The sequence below is a fragment of the Methylobacterium sp. genome (genome assembly GCF_019750675.1).
Taxonomy (GTDB): Bacteria; Pseudomonadota; Alphaproteobacteria; order Rhizobiales; family Beijerinckiaceae; genus Methylobacterium.
This window is the reverse complement of record NZ_JAIEOF010000181.1, coordinates 1-16,049: the sequence shown is the minus strand read 5'-3', so window position 1 is coordinate 16,049 and position 16,049 is coordinate 1. Positions and strand designations below refer to the sequence as shown.

At 72.3% G+C, this 16,049-nt stretch carries 11 protein-coding genes and 1 pseudogene; 3 read left to right on the top strand and 9 right to left on the bottom strand.

Annotation, left to right across the window (positions count from 1 at the left end; translation table 11 throughout):
• The 4 genes and pseudogenes from K2X24_RS09910 to K2X24_RS09895 all read right to left on the bottom strand — a co-directional run.
• Window positions 1-146: pseudogene (locus K2X24_RS09910) on the bottom strand (ArgE/DapE family deacylase); the annotation flags it as partial.
• A gap of 47 nt (window positions 147-193) precedes the next feature.
• Window positions 194-532, bottom strand: a complete 339-nt coding sequence (locus tag K2X24_RS09905) for a DUF3325 domain-containing protein (RefSeq protein ID WP_243915584.1) — start codon at window positions 530-532, stop codon at window positions 194-196.
• Window positions 529-2,067, bottom strand: coding sequence for a PepSY domain-containing protein (locus K2X24_RS09900; protein WP_292497313.1), 1,539 nt, complete (start codon window positions 2,065-2,067; stop codon window positions 529-531). The genes K2X24_RS09905 and K2X24_RS09900 overlap by 4 nt, the downstream gene beginning before the upstream one ends.
• Window positions 2,064-2,399, bottom strand: a complete 336-nt coding sequence (locus tag K2X24_RS09895; protein WP_292497310.1) for an iron transporter — start codon at window positions 2,397-2,399, stop codon at window positions 2,064-2,066. Before K2X24_RS09895 ends, K2X24_RS09900 begins: the two co-directional genes overlap by 4 nt.
• 348 nt (window positions 2,400-2,747) lie before the next feature.
• On the opposite strand from K2X24_RS09895, the gene K2X24_RS09890 reads away from it, so the two are divergent.
• Window positions 2,748-8,465 carry a DUF3320 domain-containing protein gene (locus K2X24_RS09890; RefSeq protein ID WP_292497308.1) on the top strand — a complete coding sequence of 1,906 codons (5,718 nt, stop codon included), beginning with the start codon at window positions 2,748-2,750 and terminating at the stop codon, window positions 8,463-8,465.
• A gap of 198 nt (window positions 8,466-8,663) precedes the next feature.
• Window positions 8,664-9,317, top strand: coding sequence for a septum site-determining protein MinC (gene minC, locus K2X24_RS09885; RefSeq protein WP_238276754.1), 654 nt, complete (start codon window positions 8,664-8,666; stop codon window positions 9,315-9,317).
• Between the two features lie 1,081 nt (window positions 9,318-10,398).
• Here the strand turns inward: minC and K2X24_RS09880 are convergent.
• From K2X24_RS09880 to ppk2, 3 genes are all read right to left on the bottom strand, one after another.
• Window positions 10,399-10,692, bottom strand: coding sequence for a DUF1330 domain-containing protein (locus K2X24_RS09880; RefSeq protein WP_292497306.1), 294 nt, complete (start codon window positions 10,690-10,692; stop codon window positions 10,399-10,401).
• A gap of 119 nt (window positions 10,693-10,811) precedes the next feature.
• On the bottom strand, window positions 10,812-11,651 hold the full coding sequence (locus K2X24_RS09875; RefSeq protein WP_292497304.1) for an enoyl-CoA hydratase/isomerase family protein: 840 nt from the start codon (window positions 11,649-11,651) through the stop codon (window positions 10,812-10,814).
• A gap of 90 nt (window positions 11,652-11,741) precedes the next feature.
• The gene (gene ppk2, locus K2X24_RS09870) at window positions 11,742-12,659 is read right to left on the bottom strand and encodes a polyphosphate kinase 2 (protein WP_292497301.1); all 918 of its coding nucleotides are present in this window, start codon (window positions 12,657-12,659) and stop codon (window positions 11,742-11,744) included.
• A gap of 194 nt (window positions 12,660-12,853) precedes the next feature.
• On the opposite strand from ppk2, the gene K2X24_RS09865 reads away from it, so the two are divergent.
• Window positions 12,854-12,982, top strand: coding sequence for a hypothetical protein (locus K2X24_RS09865; RefSeq protein ID WP_055945825.1), 129 nt, complete (start codon window positions 12,854-12,856; stop codon window positions 12,980-12,982).
• A 57-nt stretch (window positions 12,983-13,039) separates the two neighbouring features.
• Here the strand turns inward: K2X24_RS09865 and K2X24_RS09860 are convergent, their stop codons facing one another.
• Both K2X24_RS09860 and K2X24_RS09855 read right to left on the bottom strand, forming a co-directional pair.
• Window positions 13,040-14,665, bottom strand: a complete 1,626-nt coding sequence (locus K2X24_RS09860) for an ABC-F family ATP-binding cassette domain-containing protein (protein ID WP_292497290.1) — start codon at window positions 14,663-14,665, stop codon at window positions 13,040-13,042.
• 131 nt (window positions 14,666-14,796) lie between these two features.
• Window positions 14,797-15,990 carry a patatin-like phospholipase family protein gene (locus tag K2X24_RS09855; RefSeq protein WP_292497289.1) on the bottom strand — a complete coding sequence of 398 codons (1,194 nt, stop codon included), beginning with the start codon at window positions 15,988-15,990 and terminating at the stop codon, window positions 14,797-14,799.
• Window positions 15,991-16,049 lie beyond the last annotated feature (59 nt).

The following is a 16,049-nucleotide window of genomic DNA, read 5'->3' as shown; positions in this document are numbered from 1 at the left end:
GCGCGGAACACGAAGTCCTGGATCGCGTGCTCGGCGCCCCGCGTGGAGCCGAACCGCACCAGGGCCTGGGTGTGGGCGACCTGCTCGGGAAATCCCGCAGCGACGGCCTCGGTGATGCGGGCGGCGAGGGCGGGATCGAGGGGCATCGGCGTATCCTGGCTGGAGCCGGGCCAGGGTAGCGGCGCCGGTCCGGTTAGGCGAGGAGGGCGGCGGCCAGGGCAAGCGGCAGGGCGAGGATCGCGGCGGGCCGGACCCAGCGCGGGCGATACGAGACCAGCCCGACCACGAGGAGCGCCGCCCCGGTGAGCGAGCCGATCCACTGCACGGGTCCGAAGTTCCAGTCCGAGGTCAGGATCGCGGCGGCGAACGAGACCGCGATGACGGCCCAGCCGCTGAGGCGCAGGGCTCTCGCCCGCGCGCGGCTCTGCGGCAGGCCCGCGATGGCCCGGTGGTGACGGTCCATCGAGAGGCAGAGCGCGGCGAGCCCGGCGAAGCTCAAGGTCAGGTTGAGGGCGACGGAGAGCGGCGTCATGCTTGGGCGAACCCCTTCTGTGCCAGGCCCGCGTCGCGTCCGGCCGGGCGCGCGGCCCGGCGCCGCGCCTCGTAGCGCCCGACCTTGCGGCCCCCGAGGGCCAGGACGAGGCCGAGGACCAGCATGGCGGCGTCGAACCACAGGAAATCGAGGCCGCGATCCGTGGTCAGCCAGCCGACCACCGGCACCGCGCCGAACAGCGCGGCCGCCGCCAGCCCCATCTCGGCCCAGGCCCGGCGATGCGGTCGGCCCAGGGGCACCAGGGCGGCGAGCCCCCAGGCGCCGAAGAAGGCCGCCGCCTCCCAGGTGGCCCGGTGCGCCAGCTCCACCGGCAGCAGCCGGTTGGCCAGGAAGAGCGCCGCGATGCCGATGGGCAGGCCGAGGATCGTGCCGATGTTCAGGCCGCGCACGAGGCGCAGGCCGAAGCCCGGGACCTCGCCGGCCTTCGGCGTCCGGGCGACGGTCCAGAGGACGAGGCCCGTGGCGATGGTGGCCGAGCCCAGCACGCCGCACAGGAAGAACAGCAGCCGCAGGGCCCCGGTGGCGAAGTGCGCCTCGTGCAGGCCCATGAAGCTGGTGAAGGCGTGCGCGGCCGGCTGCATGCCGCCGACGCGCTCGACGACGGCGCCCGAGGCCGCGTGATAAGCGATCTGCGGGTGCTGGTGAGCAAGGCCGTGCGGCTCCTCGAACACCGCGACCACGGTCGCGTTGGCGTCGCCCGGATTGTTGACGATCACCATCTCGAGGGGCTCGGAAACCTCCGCCTGCGCCCGCGCGAGGAGGGGCGCCAGCGGCACGGTCTCGCCGGGCCGCCCGGCGGCGGGGCGCCAGGTCGTGCTCTGGGCGGACTCGACGTAGAAGCGCATCTCGTCGCCCTTGTAGGCTGCCGTGATGCCCCAGGGCATGTACATGACGCCCAGGGTGACGATGCCCGTGTAGGTGATCATGAGGTGGAAGGGCAGGGCCAGCACGCCGGTGACGTTGTGGGCGTCGAGCCAGCCGCGCTGGGTCGACCTGTCCCGCCGGAAGGTGAAGAAGTCCGCGATGATGCGCCGGTGCGTGACGATGCCGGAGATCAGGGCGACGAGGAGGATCATCGCCGCGAGGCCGACGATCCAGCGGCCGAGCGCCGGCATCATCTGGAGCTCGTAGTGGAAGCGGTAGAGGAAATCGCCGCCCTGGGTCTCCCGCGCCCGGGTCGGTTCCCCCGTCCCGGCATCCAGCATGGCCTGGCCCAGCGGCGCTTCCAGGCTGTCCATCCAGTAGACCCCGAGCAACGGCCGGTCCGGCTGCGGCAGCGAGACGTACCAGGCCATCGCCTTGGGGGCATGGGTCCTGAGGTAGGCGAGCCCACGCTCGGCGGCCGGTGCGGGTTCGCTCGGGCCGGCGCGCAGTTCCGGCCGCATCCAGAGCGAGATGTCCGTGCGGTAATAGGTGGCGGTGCCGGTGACGAAGACCGCGAACATCACCCAGCCGGCCACGAGCCCCGACCAGGTGTGCAGCCAGCCCATGGATTGGCGGAAAGCCTGCCTCATGCCGGCGGCCCCATCGGCGCGAGGGTCATCGCGGCCCAGACGCCGAGGCCGAGCAGTACCGCCGGCAGGACCAGACCCAGGGTGGCCCGGGCCAGGGTGCGCGCGGCGAAGACCCAGATCACGGCACCGGCCAGGATCGCGAAGCTGAGGAGGGTCGCGGTCGCGACGGCCTCCGAGCGGACCATCGGCAGAGTCAGGGACAGGAAGGCGGTGGCGAGCGCGGCCACCGCGTAGCCCCCGAAGCCCGCCAGCAGCACCCGGCCGGCCACCGCCGCGCGGTAGCGCCAGCCGCGCCTGAAGCGCTCCCGGTCGAGGGGGCTCTGGTTCGTCACGGGCAGCACCTCCGATGCGGGCGGCGAGGATCCAGGCATGGCCGGACCGGCAGCAACAGGGACGGGATCGACCCGGACAGATCTCCGGAAACCGTAGCATAACGGCCCGAACACCATCGCGCCGGACGATGAACGACCTCGCTATAGCGAGCCCGGTCTTGGGGCCGCAAACGCTATGTTGTGGAATGATTCCAAGGCGACGGTTGCGATCCCGTCGCCGGCCGCGCCGAACCCGGCTCGGCGCCGCATGTCCAAGTCGCTAGATCCGAAACCTGTGCGTGCAGTTGCGTCTTGCTGTCGCTCCTGGGTCGCGGCTAGTACCGGGGAGACCCTCGAGGAACCGGCAGGATGGGCGAGACGGCTGAGGCGCTTCAAGCCGGGATGGCGATGGCGCCGGACGCGGCGTGCCGCATCGCCTGCGACGCCCTGGCGCGGATCGGAATCCCGCAGCTCCGCGCGGGTCTCGCGCCGATCCGCTCGCTCACCCTGACCTGCGAGGCCGGCGCGGACCTGCCCGCGCTGGTGCTCGCCCTGACGGCAGAGCCGCCGCTCCTGCGGGCCGAGCCCTTGCGGATTCCGGGCTTGGAGGCCGGCGCGTCGCGGGCCTGCGCGCCGCCGGCTATGACCCTGGAGGAGGCCGCCCTCGACTCCCTGCAGGCGGTGACGGCCTGCGTGCTGACCCTGGTGGCCACCGTGGAGGGGCGCCCCGTCGGGCGCGCGACGGTGTCGCTGGACCTCCTGCCGGCGACGTACTGGGCGGGCATCGAGACCGCGCCGGATGCCCTCGCCACCTTCGTGCGCCCCGGCGATCCGGCCATCGACGCGCTCCTCGCCCGCGCGGCCGATCACCTTCCGCCCGGGCACGATCGGCTCGCGACCTATGCGGACGGACGGGCGCGGGTCTGGGAGACGGCCCAGGCCATCCACGCGGCCCTGCGCGACCAAGCCCTGCGCGACCAAGCCCTGCGCGACCAAGCCCTCGCGGAAAGCGCCTCGGTCGCCGTTGCCCAGCGGATGCGCAGCCCGGGCGCGGTGCTCGGGGACGGGTGGGCCGGCCCCCTCGACCGGGCCCTGATCCTGGCGGCCTGCTTCGAGCGGGCGGGGCTCGACCCGCTCCTGGTCCTCGGCGCATCCACGGTCGCGGCCGGGCTCCGGCTCGTCGATGCGCGTCCGGCCGAGACCGTGGATGCGCAGGGCCTGCGCAAGCACCGCGACCTCGACGAACTGATCCTGATCGCGACCGGTCCCGCCGCCTTCCCGGAGGCCCTGGCGGCCGGCGCGCGGATGGTGGAGGCCGGCGCGGCCCTCGACCTCGCGCTCGATCTGCGCACCGCTCGCCTTCGCGGCCTGGCGCCGCTGACCCCGGAGGCCGCCGGGGCACCCCGGCTGCCGCCGCGCGGCGCGTATCCCCGTGCGCCGACTCCCCCCTTCGCGGAGGATCGCCCGCCCGCGATCCCGCCGCGCCCCGCCGAGGCACGGCCGCGCGACCGCCTGGAGGCCTGGAAGCTGCGCCTCCTCGACCTCACCCTGCGCAACAAGCTCCTCAACTTCCGGCCGGGCAAGGCCAGCCTCAGCCTCTGCGTTCCGGACCCGGACGCCCTGGCGGCGCTGCTGGCCGAGGGCGCGGCGATCCGGCTGCTGCCGAAGCCGGAGGTGCTGAGGCAGGAGGGGCCGGAGGCCGGGGACGCGCTCCGGCGGGAGGCCGCGCGCTCCGGCGAGATCGCCACACACGCATCCGCCGACGATCTCGACACGCGCCTCACCGACCTGTTCCGCCTCGCGCGGACGGCGCTGGAGGAGGGGGGCACCAACGTGCTCCACCTCGCCGTCGGCTTCCTGTCCTGGGCGCGGGGCGGGACGATGGCCCCCGTGCGGGCGCCGCTCCTCCTCGTGCCGGTGGCGCTCACCCGCGCCAGCGTGCGCGCCGGTTTCCGGCTGGTGCGCCACGATGCGGAGGTGCGGGTGAACCCGACGCTGATCGAGATGCTGCGCCAGGATTTCGGCCTGACCCTGCCGGACCTCGATGCCGCTTCGTCCGGGGACGGCCTCGACGTGTCGGGCCTCTGGCGGATCGTGCGGGGGCATGTGCGCGACCTCAAGGGGTTCGAGGTCGAGACGGACGTCGTTCTCTCCACCTTCGCCTTCACCAAGGTCCTGATGTGGCGCGATCTGGCCGAGCGCACCGACCTCTTGAAGCGCAACCCGGTGGTGCGCCACCTCCTCGACACGCCGACGCTCGCCTACGGCGACACCACCGGCTTTCCGGCCCCCGAACGCCTCGATGCCGCGCATCCGCCGCAGACCGTGTTCACGCCGCTTCCCGCCGATTCCTCGCAGCTCTGCGCGATCCTGGCGGCGGGCGCGGGCAAGGATTTCGTCCTGCTCGGCCCGCCCGGCACCGGCAAGAGCCAGACCATCGCCAACATCATCGCGCATGCCCTGGCCCTCGGGCGGACGGTCCTGTTCGTCTCGCAGAAGGCGGCGGCCCTCGACGTGGTGCGCCGGCGCCTCGACGCGGCCGGGCTCGGGGCCTGCTGCCTGGAGGTCCATGCGGCCCGGGCGCAGAAGGCCCATGTCCTCGCGCAGCTCCGCGAGGCCTGGGCGGCGCGCGGGCCCGAGACGGTGCCCTGGTACGAGGCCGGGGCCGATCTCGAACGCCGCCGGGCCGCGCTCAACGACGTGGTCGCGCGCCTGCACGCCCCCCGCGCCAACGGCCTCAGCGCGCAGGCCGCCTTCGGCCGCCTCATCGCGGCGCGCGCCGCCGGAGCGCCACGCCTCGCCCTGTCCTGGCCCGATCACGCCGCGCACACCCCCGAGACCCTGGCAGGGCTTCGCGCCCGCGCGGCGGCGCTCGCCGCCCTTCTGCCCCTGGTGGGCGATCCGGCAAGCCATCCCCTGCGCGGGATCGGCCCGGCGGACTGGTCGCCGCTCTGGCGCGCCGAGATGGAGCGGGCGCTGGCGGACCTCGCTGGCACGTTGCCGGCCTTCGGGGCGGCCGCGGATCGGCTCGGCGGCGCCCTCGGCCTCCCCGGGGCGAGCGAGACCTGGGCCGGCACTCGCGCCCTCCTCGCGCTGGCGAGCGGTCTCGCCCGCCCGGAGGCGGCCGCCGGCCTGCGTTGCCTCGCCGCCGATGCCGGCTCGCTGCGGCAAGCCGTGGAGGCGCGCCGGCAGCACGAGGCCGCCCTGGCGCGGGCCGCCGCGCGCCTGCACGGGCGCTACGCCGAGGCCCTGTTCGCCACCGACCTTTCGGCCACCCGCGACGCCTGGCGCGCGGCCCAGGGCGCCAACCTGCTGGTGCGCGGGGCCCGGCTCCGGCGCCTGCGCCGGATGCTGGAAGCGGACGCCCTGGCGCCCCTGCCGGAGGATCTCGGGCCGGATCTCGCGACCCTCTTGGAGATCCAGCGCCTGCGCGCCGCCGGCCCGGCCCTGGCCGGGACCCTGGAGGCGGCCTTCGCCGGGTTCGGCCCGCCCTGGAACCGACCGGACGGCCCGGCGGAGGCCTTCGCCGCCCCCCTGGCCTGGGCGGTGCGGATGGCCCCGGCGCTTGCAGCGCTCGCCGGGGATGGGGCGGGGGTGGAGGCCCTGCGCCGGTGCTGCCTCGACCGGCTGACCCCCGGCGGGGGAGGGGTGGACGTGGCCGTCGCCGAGGCCCGCGCCGCCCTGTCTCCGCTGCGCCTGCCGGCCCTGCGGGCGATCGAGACCCTGGGGCGCCTGGCCGCCCGCCCGCACCCGGACCGGCCCCTCGCCACCGGTCCCGGCTGGGTCGCCGGCACCCTAAACGAGGCCGCGCGCTGGGCTTCCGCCCTGCCCAAGGCGCAGGTCTGGCTGCGCTGGCAGCGGGCGGTGCAGGCCGCGCGGGAGGCCGGGCTCGGCCCCCTCGTGGCGGCGGTCGAGGCCGGGGCGCTGGGGCCGGATGCGATCCCCGAGGCCTTCGAGCGCGCCTATGCGGGCTGGTGGATCGACCACGTGGTCACGCACGACCCCGTCCTGCGCGGCTTCCAGGGGCCTGACCACGAGGCGGCGATCGAAGCGTTCCGGGTAGCGGATGCCCGGGTCTGCGCCCTGGCGGGTGCGGCCGCGCGGGCGCGCCTCGGCGGGGTGCCGTCCCCCGTGGCGTTCGGGCAGCAGGCCGAGTGGGGCCTCCTCGCCCGCGAGATCGCCAAGCGCGGGCGCCACCTGGCGCTGCGCCAGCTCTTCGCCCGGCTGCCGGGCGCGCTCACCCGCCTCACCCCCTGCGTGATGATGAGCCCGCTCTCGGTGGCCCAGCACTGGCCAGCGGAGGCCCCGCCGTTCGACCTCGTGATCTTCGACGAGGCCTCGCAGATCGCGCCCTGGGACGCCATCGGCGCCATCGCGCGGGGACGCCGGACCGTGATCGTGGGCGACCCCGAGCAACTGCCCCCGACCAGCGTCGGCGAGCGCGAGGGCGACGCGGACGACCTCGACGTGCCCGACCAGGAGAGCATCCTCGACGAGTGCCTGGCCGCCCACCTGCCGCGGCACCGCCTCGCCTGGCACTACCGCAGCCGGCACGAGAGCCTGATCGCGTTCTCGAACCGGCACTATTATCGCGGCGGCCTCATCACCTTCCCGTCCCCGGTCACCTCGGATCGGGCGGTCCGCCTCGTGCCGGTGGCGGACGGCCTCTACGAACGCGGGGCTGCCCGGGTGAACCGCCCCGAGGCGCGGGCGGTGGTGGCCGAGGTGCTGGCGCGCCTGCGGGCGGATGCGGAATCGGGCTCCCTCGGAATCGTCACCTTCAACGGCGAGCAGCAGCGCCTGATCGAGAACCTGCTCGACGCCGAGCGGCGGGCCGATCCGGATCTGGAGCGCCACTTCGATGCCCGCCTCACTCCCGAGCCGGTCTTCGTGAAGAACCTCGAGACCGTGCAGGGCGACGAGCGCGACGCGATCCTGTTCTCGGTGGCGGTGGGGCCGGACGGCGCCGGGCGGATCACCGGGCAGGTCAGCTCGCTCAACCGGAGCGGCGGGCACCGCCGGCTCAACGTGGCGATCACCCGGGCGCGGCGCGAACTCCTCGTCTTCACGTCCCTGCGGCCGGAGCAGATCGACCTCGGGCGGGGGGCGGCGCGCGGCATCCGCGACTTCAAGCACTTCCTCGAATTTGCCGCCCACGGCGCCTCCGCCCTGGAGACGGCCGCCGCGCCGACCGGACGCGACGTCGAATCCCCCTTCGAGGCCAGCGTGATGGCCGCCCTGGAGGCGCGCGGCTGGCGGGTGGTGCCGCAGGTCGGCGTCGCCGCCTTCCGCATCGACCTCGGCATCGTCCATCCGGACGCCCCCGGCCGCTACCTCGCGGGGGTGGAATGCGACGGGGCCAGCTACCACAGCGCCGCCACCGCACGCGATCGCGACCGCCTGCGCCACGGAGTGCTCACCGATCTCGGCTGGCGCCTGCACCGGGTCTGGAGCACCGACTGGTGGATCGACGCGGACGGCGCCCTCGACCGCCTAGACGCAGGCCTGCGGGCGGACCTGGAATCCGATCGGGCCAAGCCGGAGCTGGAGCCGGAGCCGCCACCCGAAGCGGCGCCGCCGAGCTCCTCCGTCGCCGCCGACACCGCCGGCTTCGCCCTCGACGCGTCCCGCCTCCACGCGCCGGATTACGACGCGGTCCTCGATGCCCTCGTGGCGCACGTCATTGCTCGGGAGGGGCCGCTGTTCGCCGACCGCCTCGTCGCCCGCGTGGCGCGGGCCCATGGCATCAACCGGACCACGGCCCGCCTGCGCGCCCGCATCCTGAGCCGCGTCGGCGCGGAGGTTCCCCGCGCCTGGGAGGATGCGCGCGAACTGCTCTGGCCGGTCGGAGTCGATCCGCAGGCCCCGGTGCCGTTCCGGCCCGCCACGGGCGAGCCCCGCGATCCGGCCGACATCCCGCTCGCCGAACTCGCAGGGCTCGCGGCGCAGCTCGGGGGCGCGCCCGGCGACCTGCCCGCGCGCATGGCGCGTCACCTCGGGGTCGCGCGGCCACGCGCGGCGCTGGCCCGGCGCCTCGCCCGCGCGGCGGCGCAGGCGCATCCGGACCCGGAGGCCGCGGCGGTTTAGCGTGGGGGGCGGCTCCGCGCGAAGGCGCGCGAGACTTTCTTCCGCATCGCGGACCTGCGTCTGTCCCCCGGGGCACAGGTTCGGATAAGGTGATCGAACGCGCCCGCGTTCCGTCCGGCCGCCCGAGAACCGCGAAGACACCCCACCGTGACGCCAAGCTCCTCCCGTCCCCCGATCCGTTTTCGCGGCCGCTCGTTCATGGCGCTGGTGCTCGCCCCGGTGCTGCCCGTCGCCGACTGGCTCGACGAGCTCGACGCCCTGGCCCGGCGCTCGCCGGCCTTCTTCGTCGGCCGGCCGGTGATCCTCGATGTGGCCGGGCTCGGCCTCGACCGGGACGGGCTCGTCGGCCTCGTGGCGGATCTGGCCGCCCGCGACGTCGCCGTGATGGGCATCGAGGGCGCGGCCCCCGGCCAGCTCGGCGCCGGCCTGCCGCCGCCCCCGGCCGGCGGCAGGCCCGTGGAGGAGGTCGCGATACCCGATCCGGCCGTGGACGCGCCGGTGGTGCCGCCGGCCCCGGCCCCGTTCCGCTCCCTGATCGTCGACGCGCCGGTGCGGTCAGGTCAGACCATCCTGCATCTCGAGGGCGACATCACCGTGATGGGCTCGGTGGCCTCCGGCGCCGAGGTGATCGCGGGCGGCTCGCTCCACGTCTACGGGGCGCTCCGCGGCCGGGCCATCGCGGGGGCGGCCGGCAATCCGGAGGCGCGCATCACCTGCCGCCGCTTCGAGCCCGAACTCATCGCCATCGACGGCCTCTACCGCACCGCCGACGACCTCGGGCCCGTGCAGCGCGGGCTGCCTGCCCAGGTCCGCCTGGAGGGGGACGCGATCAAGGTGGCGGGGCTGGACTAAGGGCGGACCGGCCGGGCCTCGGCACCGCCGCCGCTCCACCTGCGGCCCCGGCGGGGCCGAATCGATGCGGCCCGTCCGACCGATGCGGCCCCTTCGAACGCCGGGTGCCTCCATCCGATAGTGCGACGACCCCCGGTGTTTCTTCGGCCTTGCCGCGATTGCTCGGGGCGGATGCCGCGCCGGATGTCGCCGTAGCGTGGGGAGCCGATCCTATTCGTTTGTCCCACAGAGGATCTTCCGCCCAACAACTTCATAGGGATCGAGCGAAGTCTTTGCGTAACATGCGCAATCGGCATCTATTTATATTTGATAATTCCATTAAATTTCATTCGTAATTCAATATTCGCAATAGAACAAAAATTCTGTGTTTTCGAGAGTAATCGAAAGCGCTAATATTGGATTCGTTCACGAACGAGAGGAGGCTGTGATGAAATCTCCAATGATCGGGATCGCACTGGCAATCTTTCCGCTGACTGTGACCGCTCAGGAGCCAGTATCCGCAACCCAGAGATATCAACGCTCCGTCTCCACGGGCACGGCAGCGCGGGCGGATCAGGCGCCTCCAAACGTGCTGCTATCAGCAGTTGCTGCCAGGCCGTATTCTTTTGACGACGGGGGAAGTATCGCGATCCGCTTGCAGGACGCACACCACGGAGACGGTCCGATGTAATTTCGGTACCCGCAGTATGGTGCGAGATTTCAAGGACGCGAAGGCTCGCTCTGACCGAAGGTATGAGCCTTCGTGCCGTAAGGCGTGACGGCGATAGCGCACCTCGAATTTCAACGGAAGAAATGCAGCGATACTGGCAATAGATCTTTGGGGCGGCGATCCATGGTCGCATGCATGCGGGTGGCGCATCCGTATGTTGAAATCCAATCTTAGGTCGATCTGTTGTGTATTACAGATCGCTGCGGATTTATTCTGAAATGTAGCCTCGACGCAAAGACAAGCGTCCGGCCATTCGCTTTTTTCTCCGGAGCGGGCTGTATGCTTCCTCTCCGCTCACATGGAGTGGCCTCACCACCAGCTTGAGAGCGGACGTACCCAGAGCCTCCAAAGGGTCGGATGCGGAGGACGATCCTACGGATCGACGCCCTCGACGATCACGACGTCGACGGTCGCCGCACCCTCGCGCAGGCGCGCCACCTCGGCATAGGCCGGCGAATGCCAGCAGGCGCGCGCCGTTTCGTAATCGTCGAAGGCGATCACGACGTTGCGCGGCCTTGCTTCGCCCTCGACCGCCTCCAGGCGGCCGCCCGCGACGAGGAACCGTCCGCCGAAGCGCGCGACCACCGCCGGGAGGGCCTGCGCGTAAGCGCCGTACGCCTCCGGCTCCGTCACGGTGATGCGCGCGATCCAGTAGCCGTTCGGCATGACTCACTCCCTGTCCGGCCCGTCGCGGCCGATCGTCGGCGCGAAGGATAACGCCGGCGCCGACCTTGTCACGGTCCTACAGGCGGGCGGGCCGGACCGTTACGTCCCGGCCACGGGCCTTACCGGCCGGTCCAGTTCGGCGGGCGCTTCCCCAGGAACGCCTCCATGCCCTCGCGAAAATCCGCGCTGGTGTAGCAGAGGCGGATGAGGTCGTCGCCGGGGCGGTCCTGGCCCATCGTGTCCTGGCGAGTCGTGTCCTGGGCCGCCGTGTCCTGGCCCCCCGCGTCTTCGCCCTGGAGGCGGCGCAGGCCCTCCTTGGTGGCCCGGAGCGTCAGGGGCGCGTGCCCGGCCATCAGGGTCGCGAGTTCGGTGGCGCGGGTCGCCAGGGCCTCGGCATCGGCCACGACCTCGCCGACGAGGCCGATGGCCAGCGCCTCCTCGGCCCCGACGAGGCGGGCGGTGAAGATCATGTCCTTGACCCGCGCCGGGCCGATCAGGGCGGACAGCCGGCGCAGGTTGCCGAGCGACAGGCAGTTGCCCAGCGTCCGCGCGATGGGAAAGCCGAGGCGGGCGTCGCGGGTGGCGACGCGCAGGTCGCAGGCCGCCGCGATGGCCGCGCCCCCGCCGGTGCAGGCACCCGCGATCGCCGCGATGGTGGGCACGGACAGATGCTCCAGGGCCCCCATCACCCGGTCCATGAAGCGCTCGTAGTCGATCGCGTCCTGCGCGGTCGCGAAGCTCCGGAACTGGGCGATGTCGGTGCCGGCCGCGAACGCCTTGTCGCCCGCCCCCGTGACGATCACGGCCTTGACGCTCCCGTCCGCCGCGATGCGCGCGCAGGCGTCGATCAGCCCCTGGTACATGCCGAAGGTGAGCGCGTTGCGGGCCTGCGGCCGGTTGAGGGTGAGGCGGGCGACGCCGCCCGCCACCGTGAAGAGGAGTTCGTCGGAATGGGGCATGCCGGATCCCTGGGCGCGCGGCGCGGTAAAGCCCCACCCTCTCGCCCGGCGGGGCCGCCCGGCGCAAGCGGCCGGCGCTCGTCCCGCGCTTCAGAACACCGAGGGCACGAACATCTCGGGCGGCACCGGGTGGCGGGTGTAGTCGTCGTGGCGCTCGCGCTCCGGCAGGTGGACGGGCGGATGCTCGACGTCGCCGTAGGGAATCTGCGCCAGGAGGTGGCTGATGCAGTTGAGGCGGGCGCGCTTCTTGTCCACGGCCTCGACCACCCACCAGGGCGCCTCCGGGATGTGGGTGCGCGCCAGCATGTCCTCCTTGGCCTTGGTGTAGTCCTCCCAGCGGCGGCGGGACTGCACGTCCATCGGCGAGAGCTTCCACTGCTTCAGGGGATCGTGGATGCGCATGTTGAAGCGGAATTCCTGCTCCTCGTCGGTGATCGAGAACCAGTACTTGAGCACGATGATGCCCGAGCGGGTCAGCATGCGCTCGAACTCGGGCACGGAGCGGAAGAACTCCTCGACCTCGTCCGCCGAGCAGAAGCCCATCACGCGCTCGACGCCGGCGCGGTTGTACCAGGAGCGGTCGAACAGCACGATCTCGCCGCCGGCCGGCAAGTGGGTGACGTAGCGCTGGAAGTACCATTGCGTGCGCTCGCGCTCGCTCGGCGCGGGCAACGCGGCCACGCGGCAGACGCGCGGGTTGAGCCGCTGGGTGATGCGCTTGATCACGCCGCCCTTGCCGGCCGAATCCCGGCCCTCGAAGATCACCACCACGCGCAGCTTGTGGGCCTGAACCCAGTCCTGCAGGCGCACCAATTCGTGCTGCAGGCGGAACAGCTCGCGAAAATACACCTTGCGGTCGAGCCCCGGCGAACGGGCGGGCTGCCCGAGTTCGTCGGCGAGGCGCTCCAGGCGCTCGTCCTCCATCTCGAGTTCGAGCTCCTCGTCGAAGTCGTCGGCGACCTCCCGGCGGATCGCTTCGACCTCCGCTGCCCGCTGCGCGCTGTCCATCCCGAAGCCCCGTCCTGCCGAAAGACCAGCCGGGCTTAGATCACGGGTTCATGACAGCCTCGATACGGCACCGCACACGCAGGGGCGGGCGAGGGAACGGGGGCGGCCCCCCGCGGGTTGATAGGCAAGCTGCGCCATTTCGCGGGCCGGGAGCCCGGCCCGCCCGGCGCCCCACACAACCAGAGGGTCCACCCATGAGCCTGATCGGACGCATCGTCACCAAGCTCCTCGGCAACGAGGACCGTCCCGTGGTCCGCGACGACCGCAACTACGATTCCGGTACGCCCCTCGGCCGCCTCGTGACCAAGATCCTGCGCAAGTGAGGCTTTCCGTGTCGGGCGGCGCAAGGCCGCCCGACACGCGGTGAATATTTCTGCGGCTCAGGCCGCCCGGCGCTTGGCCTTCTTCTCGCGCCCCTGTCCGGGAGCGCGCTGGCCGGCGCGGGTCCGGTCCAGCACGAACTTCGCATAGTCGTCCATGTCCCCGGCGAAGGGCTTGACCGTCTTGTCAGCCGCCAGCCACAGGCGATCCGCCACCAGCTCCATCAGCGAGCGGTCGTGGGTGATGAGGATGACCGCCCCGCCGTAATCGTTGAGCGCGTCGAGGAGCGCCCGCCGGCTGTCGATGTCGAGGTGGTTGGTCGGCTCGTCGAGGATGAGCAGGTGCGGCGCCTGCATCGCCACGAGGTTGAGGAGCAGGCGCGCCCGCTCGCCCCCCGAGAGCGCGTCCACCGTCGTCTCCTGCTTGTCGAAAGCCAGACCGAAGCTCGCGAGCTTGGCCCGGCGCGCCGATTCGCTGTCGTCCGGGCGCTCGCGCCGGATGATCGCGAGGGGCGTGTCCTTCGGGTCGAGGGCCTCGATCTGGTGCTGGTGGAACCAGCCGACCTGCACCCGGCCCTCGCGCACCATCCGGCCGTCCCGCACCTGGAGCGCGCCCGCCGCCATCTTGGCGAAGGTCGACTTGCCGGCGCCATTGACGCCGAGGAGCCCGATGCGGTCGTCGACGTCGAGGGTCAGGTTGAGGTCGCGCAGCACCGGCGCGTCGTCGCCGTACCCGATGGTGGCGTCGGTGAGGTGCATCAGCGGCGGGGCGAGGGGGCGCTTGGGCGAGGGCAGATGGAACGGGGCCACGTGCTCCTCGATGGTGGTGGCGATGGGCTCCAGCTTGGCCAGCCGCTTGACGCGGGATTGGGCCTGCGCGGCCTTCGAGGCCTTGGCCTTGAACCGATCGATGAAGCTCTGGAGATGCGCCCGCTCGGCCTCCTGCTTCTGCTTGGTCGAGGCTTGCAGGCGGGCCTTCTCGGACCGGCGCTTCTCGAAATCGTCGTAGCCGCCCGTGTAGAGTTCGAGCTTGCCCCCGGCCACGTGCAGGATCGCGTCGACCGAATTGTTCAGCAATTCACGGTCGTGGCTGATGATGAGGGCCGAGTGGGGATAGCGTTTCAGCCGCGCCTCCAGCCAGAGGGCGCCCTCGAGGTCGAGGTAGTTGGTCGGCTCGTCGAGGAGCAGCATGTCGGGTTCGGCGAAGAGAGCGGCGGCGAGCGCCACCCGCATGCGCCAGCCGCCGGAGAACTCCGCCATCGGCCGGGTCAGGTCCTCCACCGAGAAGCCGAGGCCGGCCAGGATCTCGCCGGCCCGCGCGGGCGCCCGGTCGGCGTCGATCTCGATGAGGCGGCCGTAGATCTCGCCCATGCGCTCGGGCGCGGCGGTCTCGAGTTCGGCGTTCAGGGCCTCGCGCTCCAGGTCCGCCGCCAGGATCGTGTCGATCAGGCTGACCGGCGTCGCCGGGTGCTCCTGGTCGACGGAGGCGACGCGGGCGGTCTTGGGCAGCAGGATGGCGCCGCCATCGGGCTGGAGCTCGCCGAGGATGATCTTGAACAGGGTCGACTTGCCGACGCCGTTGCGGCCGACCAGCCCGACCTTGGCGCCCGGCGGCACGGCCACGCTGGCGCGGTCGAAGAAGCGCCGACCCCAGGCGCTGAAGGTGAGGTCTTCGATCTGGATCATACTAGGGCTCGCCGGAGGCGCGGGCACCGAAACGACCCATACGCGCCGCGAACCTTACTGCACCGCACCATCCGGCGCGAGGGGGCGGGACGCAACCGGCCCCCTCGTCAAACGCGACCGCGCCCGGCGCCCTACTGGGCGACGGTGACGGAGGCCTTCACCAGGGGCGCCACCGGCACGCTCTTGCGCCAGAACGTACCGGTACGACCGCTGGCGTAGCCCGCCTCGTAGAGGCTGCGCATGTAGCCGGTGTCGAAGCCGCGCGCGTTCGAGGTGCTGGGCGCGGTCTCGTCGATATAGGCGAGGTTGAAGCCGATGCCGTTCGCGCGCGTGAAGGCGTAGGTGGAGGCGAGGGTGGCGCGGCTGCGGGCACGGCTCGCCGTGGTGAACGAGCGCTCGACGATGGAGAGGGTGTTGTTCTGGGCCAGATCGAATTCCGGCTCCAGACGCCCGTTGATGATGACGTAGATGTCGGACTTGGCCCCCGCCTTGAAGCGGCCGTCGCGCAGCAGGAACGATTGCGGGAGCGTGAAGACCGGCGTCACCACGGAGCCGTCGACATGCATCTCCTGGAAGGTGCGCTGCGCGGCCTGCACATCGATGAGCTGGGGCGGGAACACCGCCGGGATGCTGGCCGAGGCCGTCAGCACGTCGGTGAACAGATCGATCGCCGCAGGTCCGCCGCTGGTGGCGATGGCGCCCATGTTCCAGATCACGGCGCGCTGGGTGTCGAGGTTCGTCGTCACCACGAGGAGGCGCCGGCCCTTGGCGTGCTGGGCCGCGATCGCCGCCAGCAGGTCCGGCGTCACGTAGCGCCGCACGAGGTTGCGCAGGCGCCCGTCCCCGAACAGGCCGGAGCCGAACAGCACGTTGGCGAAGCTCGGCGACTGTACCAGGGTCGAGGCGATGCCGCTGGTGTAGATGTCCTTGAGGTAGGCGTCGTATTCCGGGCCCACGAAGGCGAAGGGCGCGATGAGCGCGCCCGTGGACACGCCGGAGACCAGGGAGAATTCCGGTCGCTTGCCGGATTCGGTCCAGCCGTTGAGGAGGCCGGCGCCGTAGGCCCCGTCGCCGCCGCCGCCCGAGAGCGCGAGGTAGGCGAACGGCACCCGGCCGTTCTGCGGGCGCGCCGACATTTCCGTGAAGGTCTGTTCCGAGGCGTCCGCGTAGGCGCGCACCGTCGGGTCCAGCCCCACCGGCACGGCGGCGGCCGCCTCGCTGGCGGTGTAGGAAATCCGTGGCGTCGACCCGCAGGCGGCGAGTTGGCCGGCGAGGAGCAGGGCGACGAGGCCCCGCGACCATCCGAGACGACGCATCTTCGACATGTCCACTGCCAAGAATTCCAATGCCAAGAATTCGAATCGAGGAATTCGTACGCCCGCCC

Bases quoted from the DNA above. Each gene is read 5' to 3' on its own strand.
- K2X24_RS09905 (WP_243915584.1), bottom strand. From the start codon at position 532: ATGACGCCGCTCTCCGTCGCCCTCAACCTGACCTTGAGCTTCGCCGGG.
- K2X24_RS09900 (WP_292497313.1), bottom strand. From the start codon at position 2,067: ATGAGGCAGGCTTTCCGCCAATCCATGGGCTGGCTGCACACCTGGTCG.
- K2X24_RS09890 (WP_292497308.1), top strand. From the start codon at position 2,748: ATGGGCGAGACGGCTGAGGCGCTTCAAGCCGGGATGGCGATGGCGCCG.
- minC (WP_238276754.1), top strand. From the start codon at position 8,664: ATGGCGCTGGTGCTCGCCCCGGTGCTGCCCGTCGCCGACTGGCTCGAC.
- K2X24_RS09880 (WP_292497306.1), bottom strand. From the start codon at position 10,692: ATGCCGAACGGCTACTGGATCGCGCGCATCACCGTGACGGAGCCGGAG.
- K2X24_RS09875 (WP_292497304.1), bottom strand. From the start codon at position 11,651: ATGCCCCATTCCGACGAACTCCTCTTCACGGTGGCGGGCGGCGTCGCC.
- ppk2 (WP_292497301.1), bottom strand. From the start codon at position 12,659: ATGGACAGCGCGCAGCGGGCAGCGGAGGTCGAAGCGATCCGCCGGGAG.
- K2X24_RS09865 (WP_055945825.1), top strand. From the start codon at position 12,854: ATGAGCCTGATCGGACGCATCGTCACCAAGCTCCTCGGCAACGAGGAC.
- K2X24_RS09860 (WP_292497290.1), bottom strand. From the start codon at position 14,665: ATGATCCAGATCGAAGACCTCACCTTCAGCGCCTGGGGTCGGCGCTTC.
- K2X24_RS09855 (WP_292497289.1), bottom strand. From the start codon at position 15,990: ATGTCGAAGATGCGTCGTCTCGGATGGTCGCGGGGCCTCGTCGCCCTG.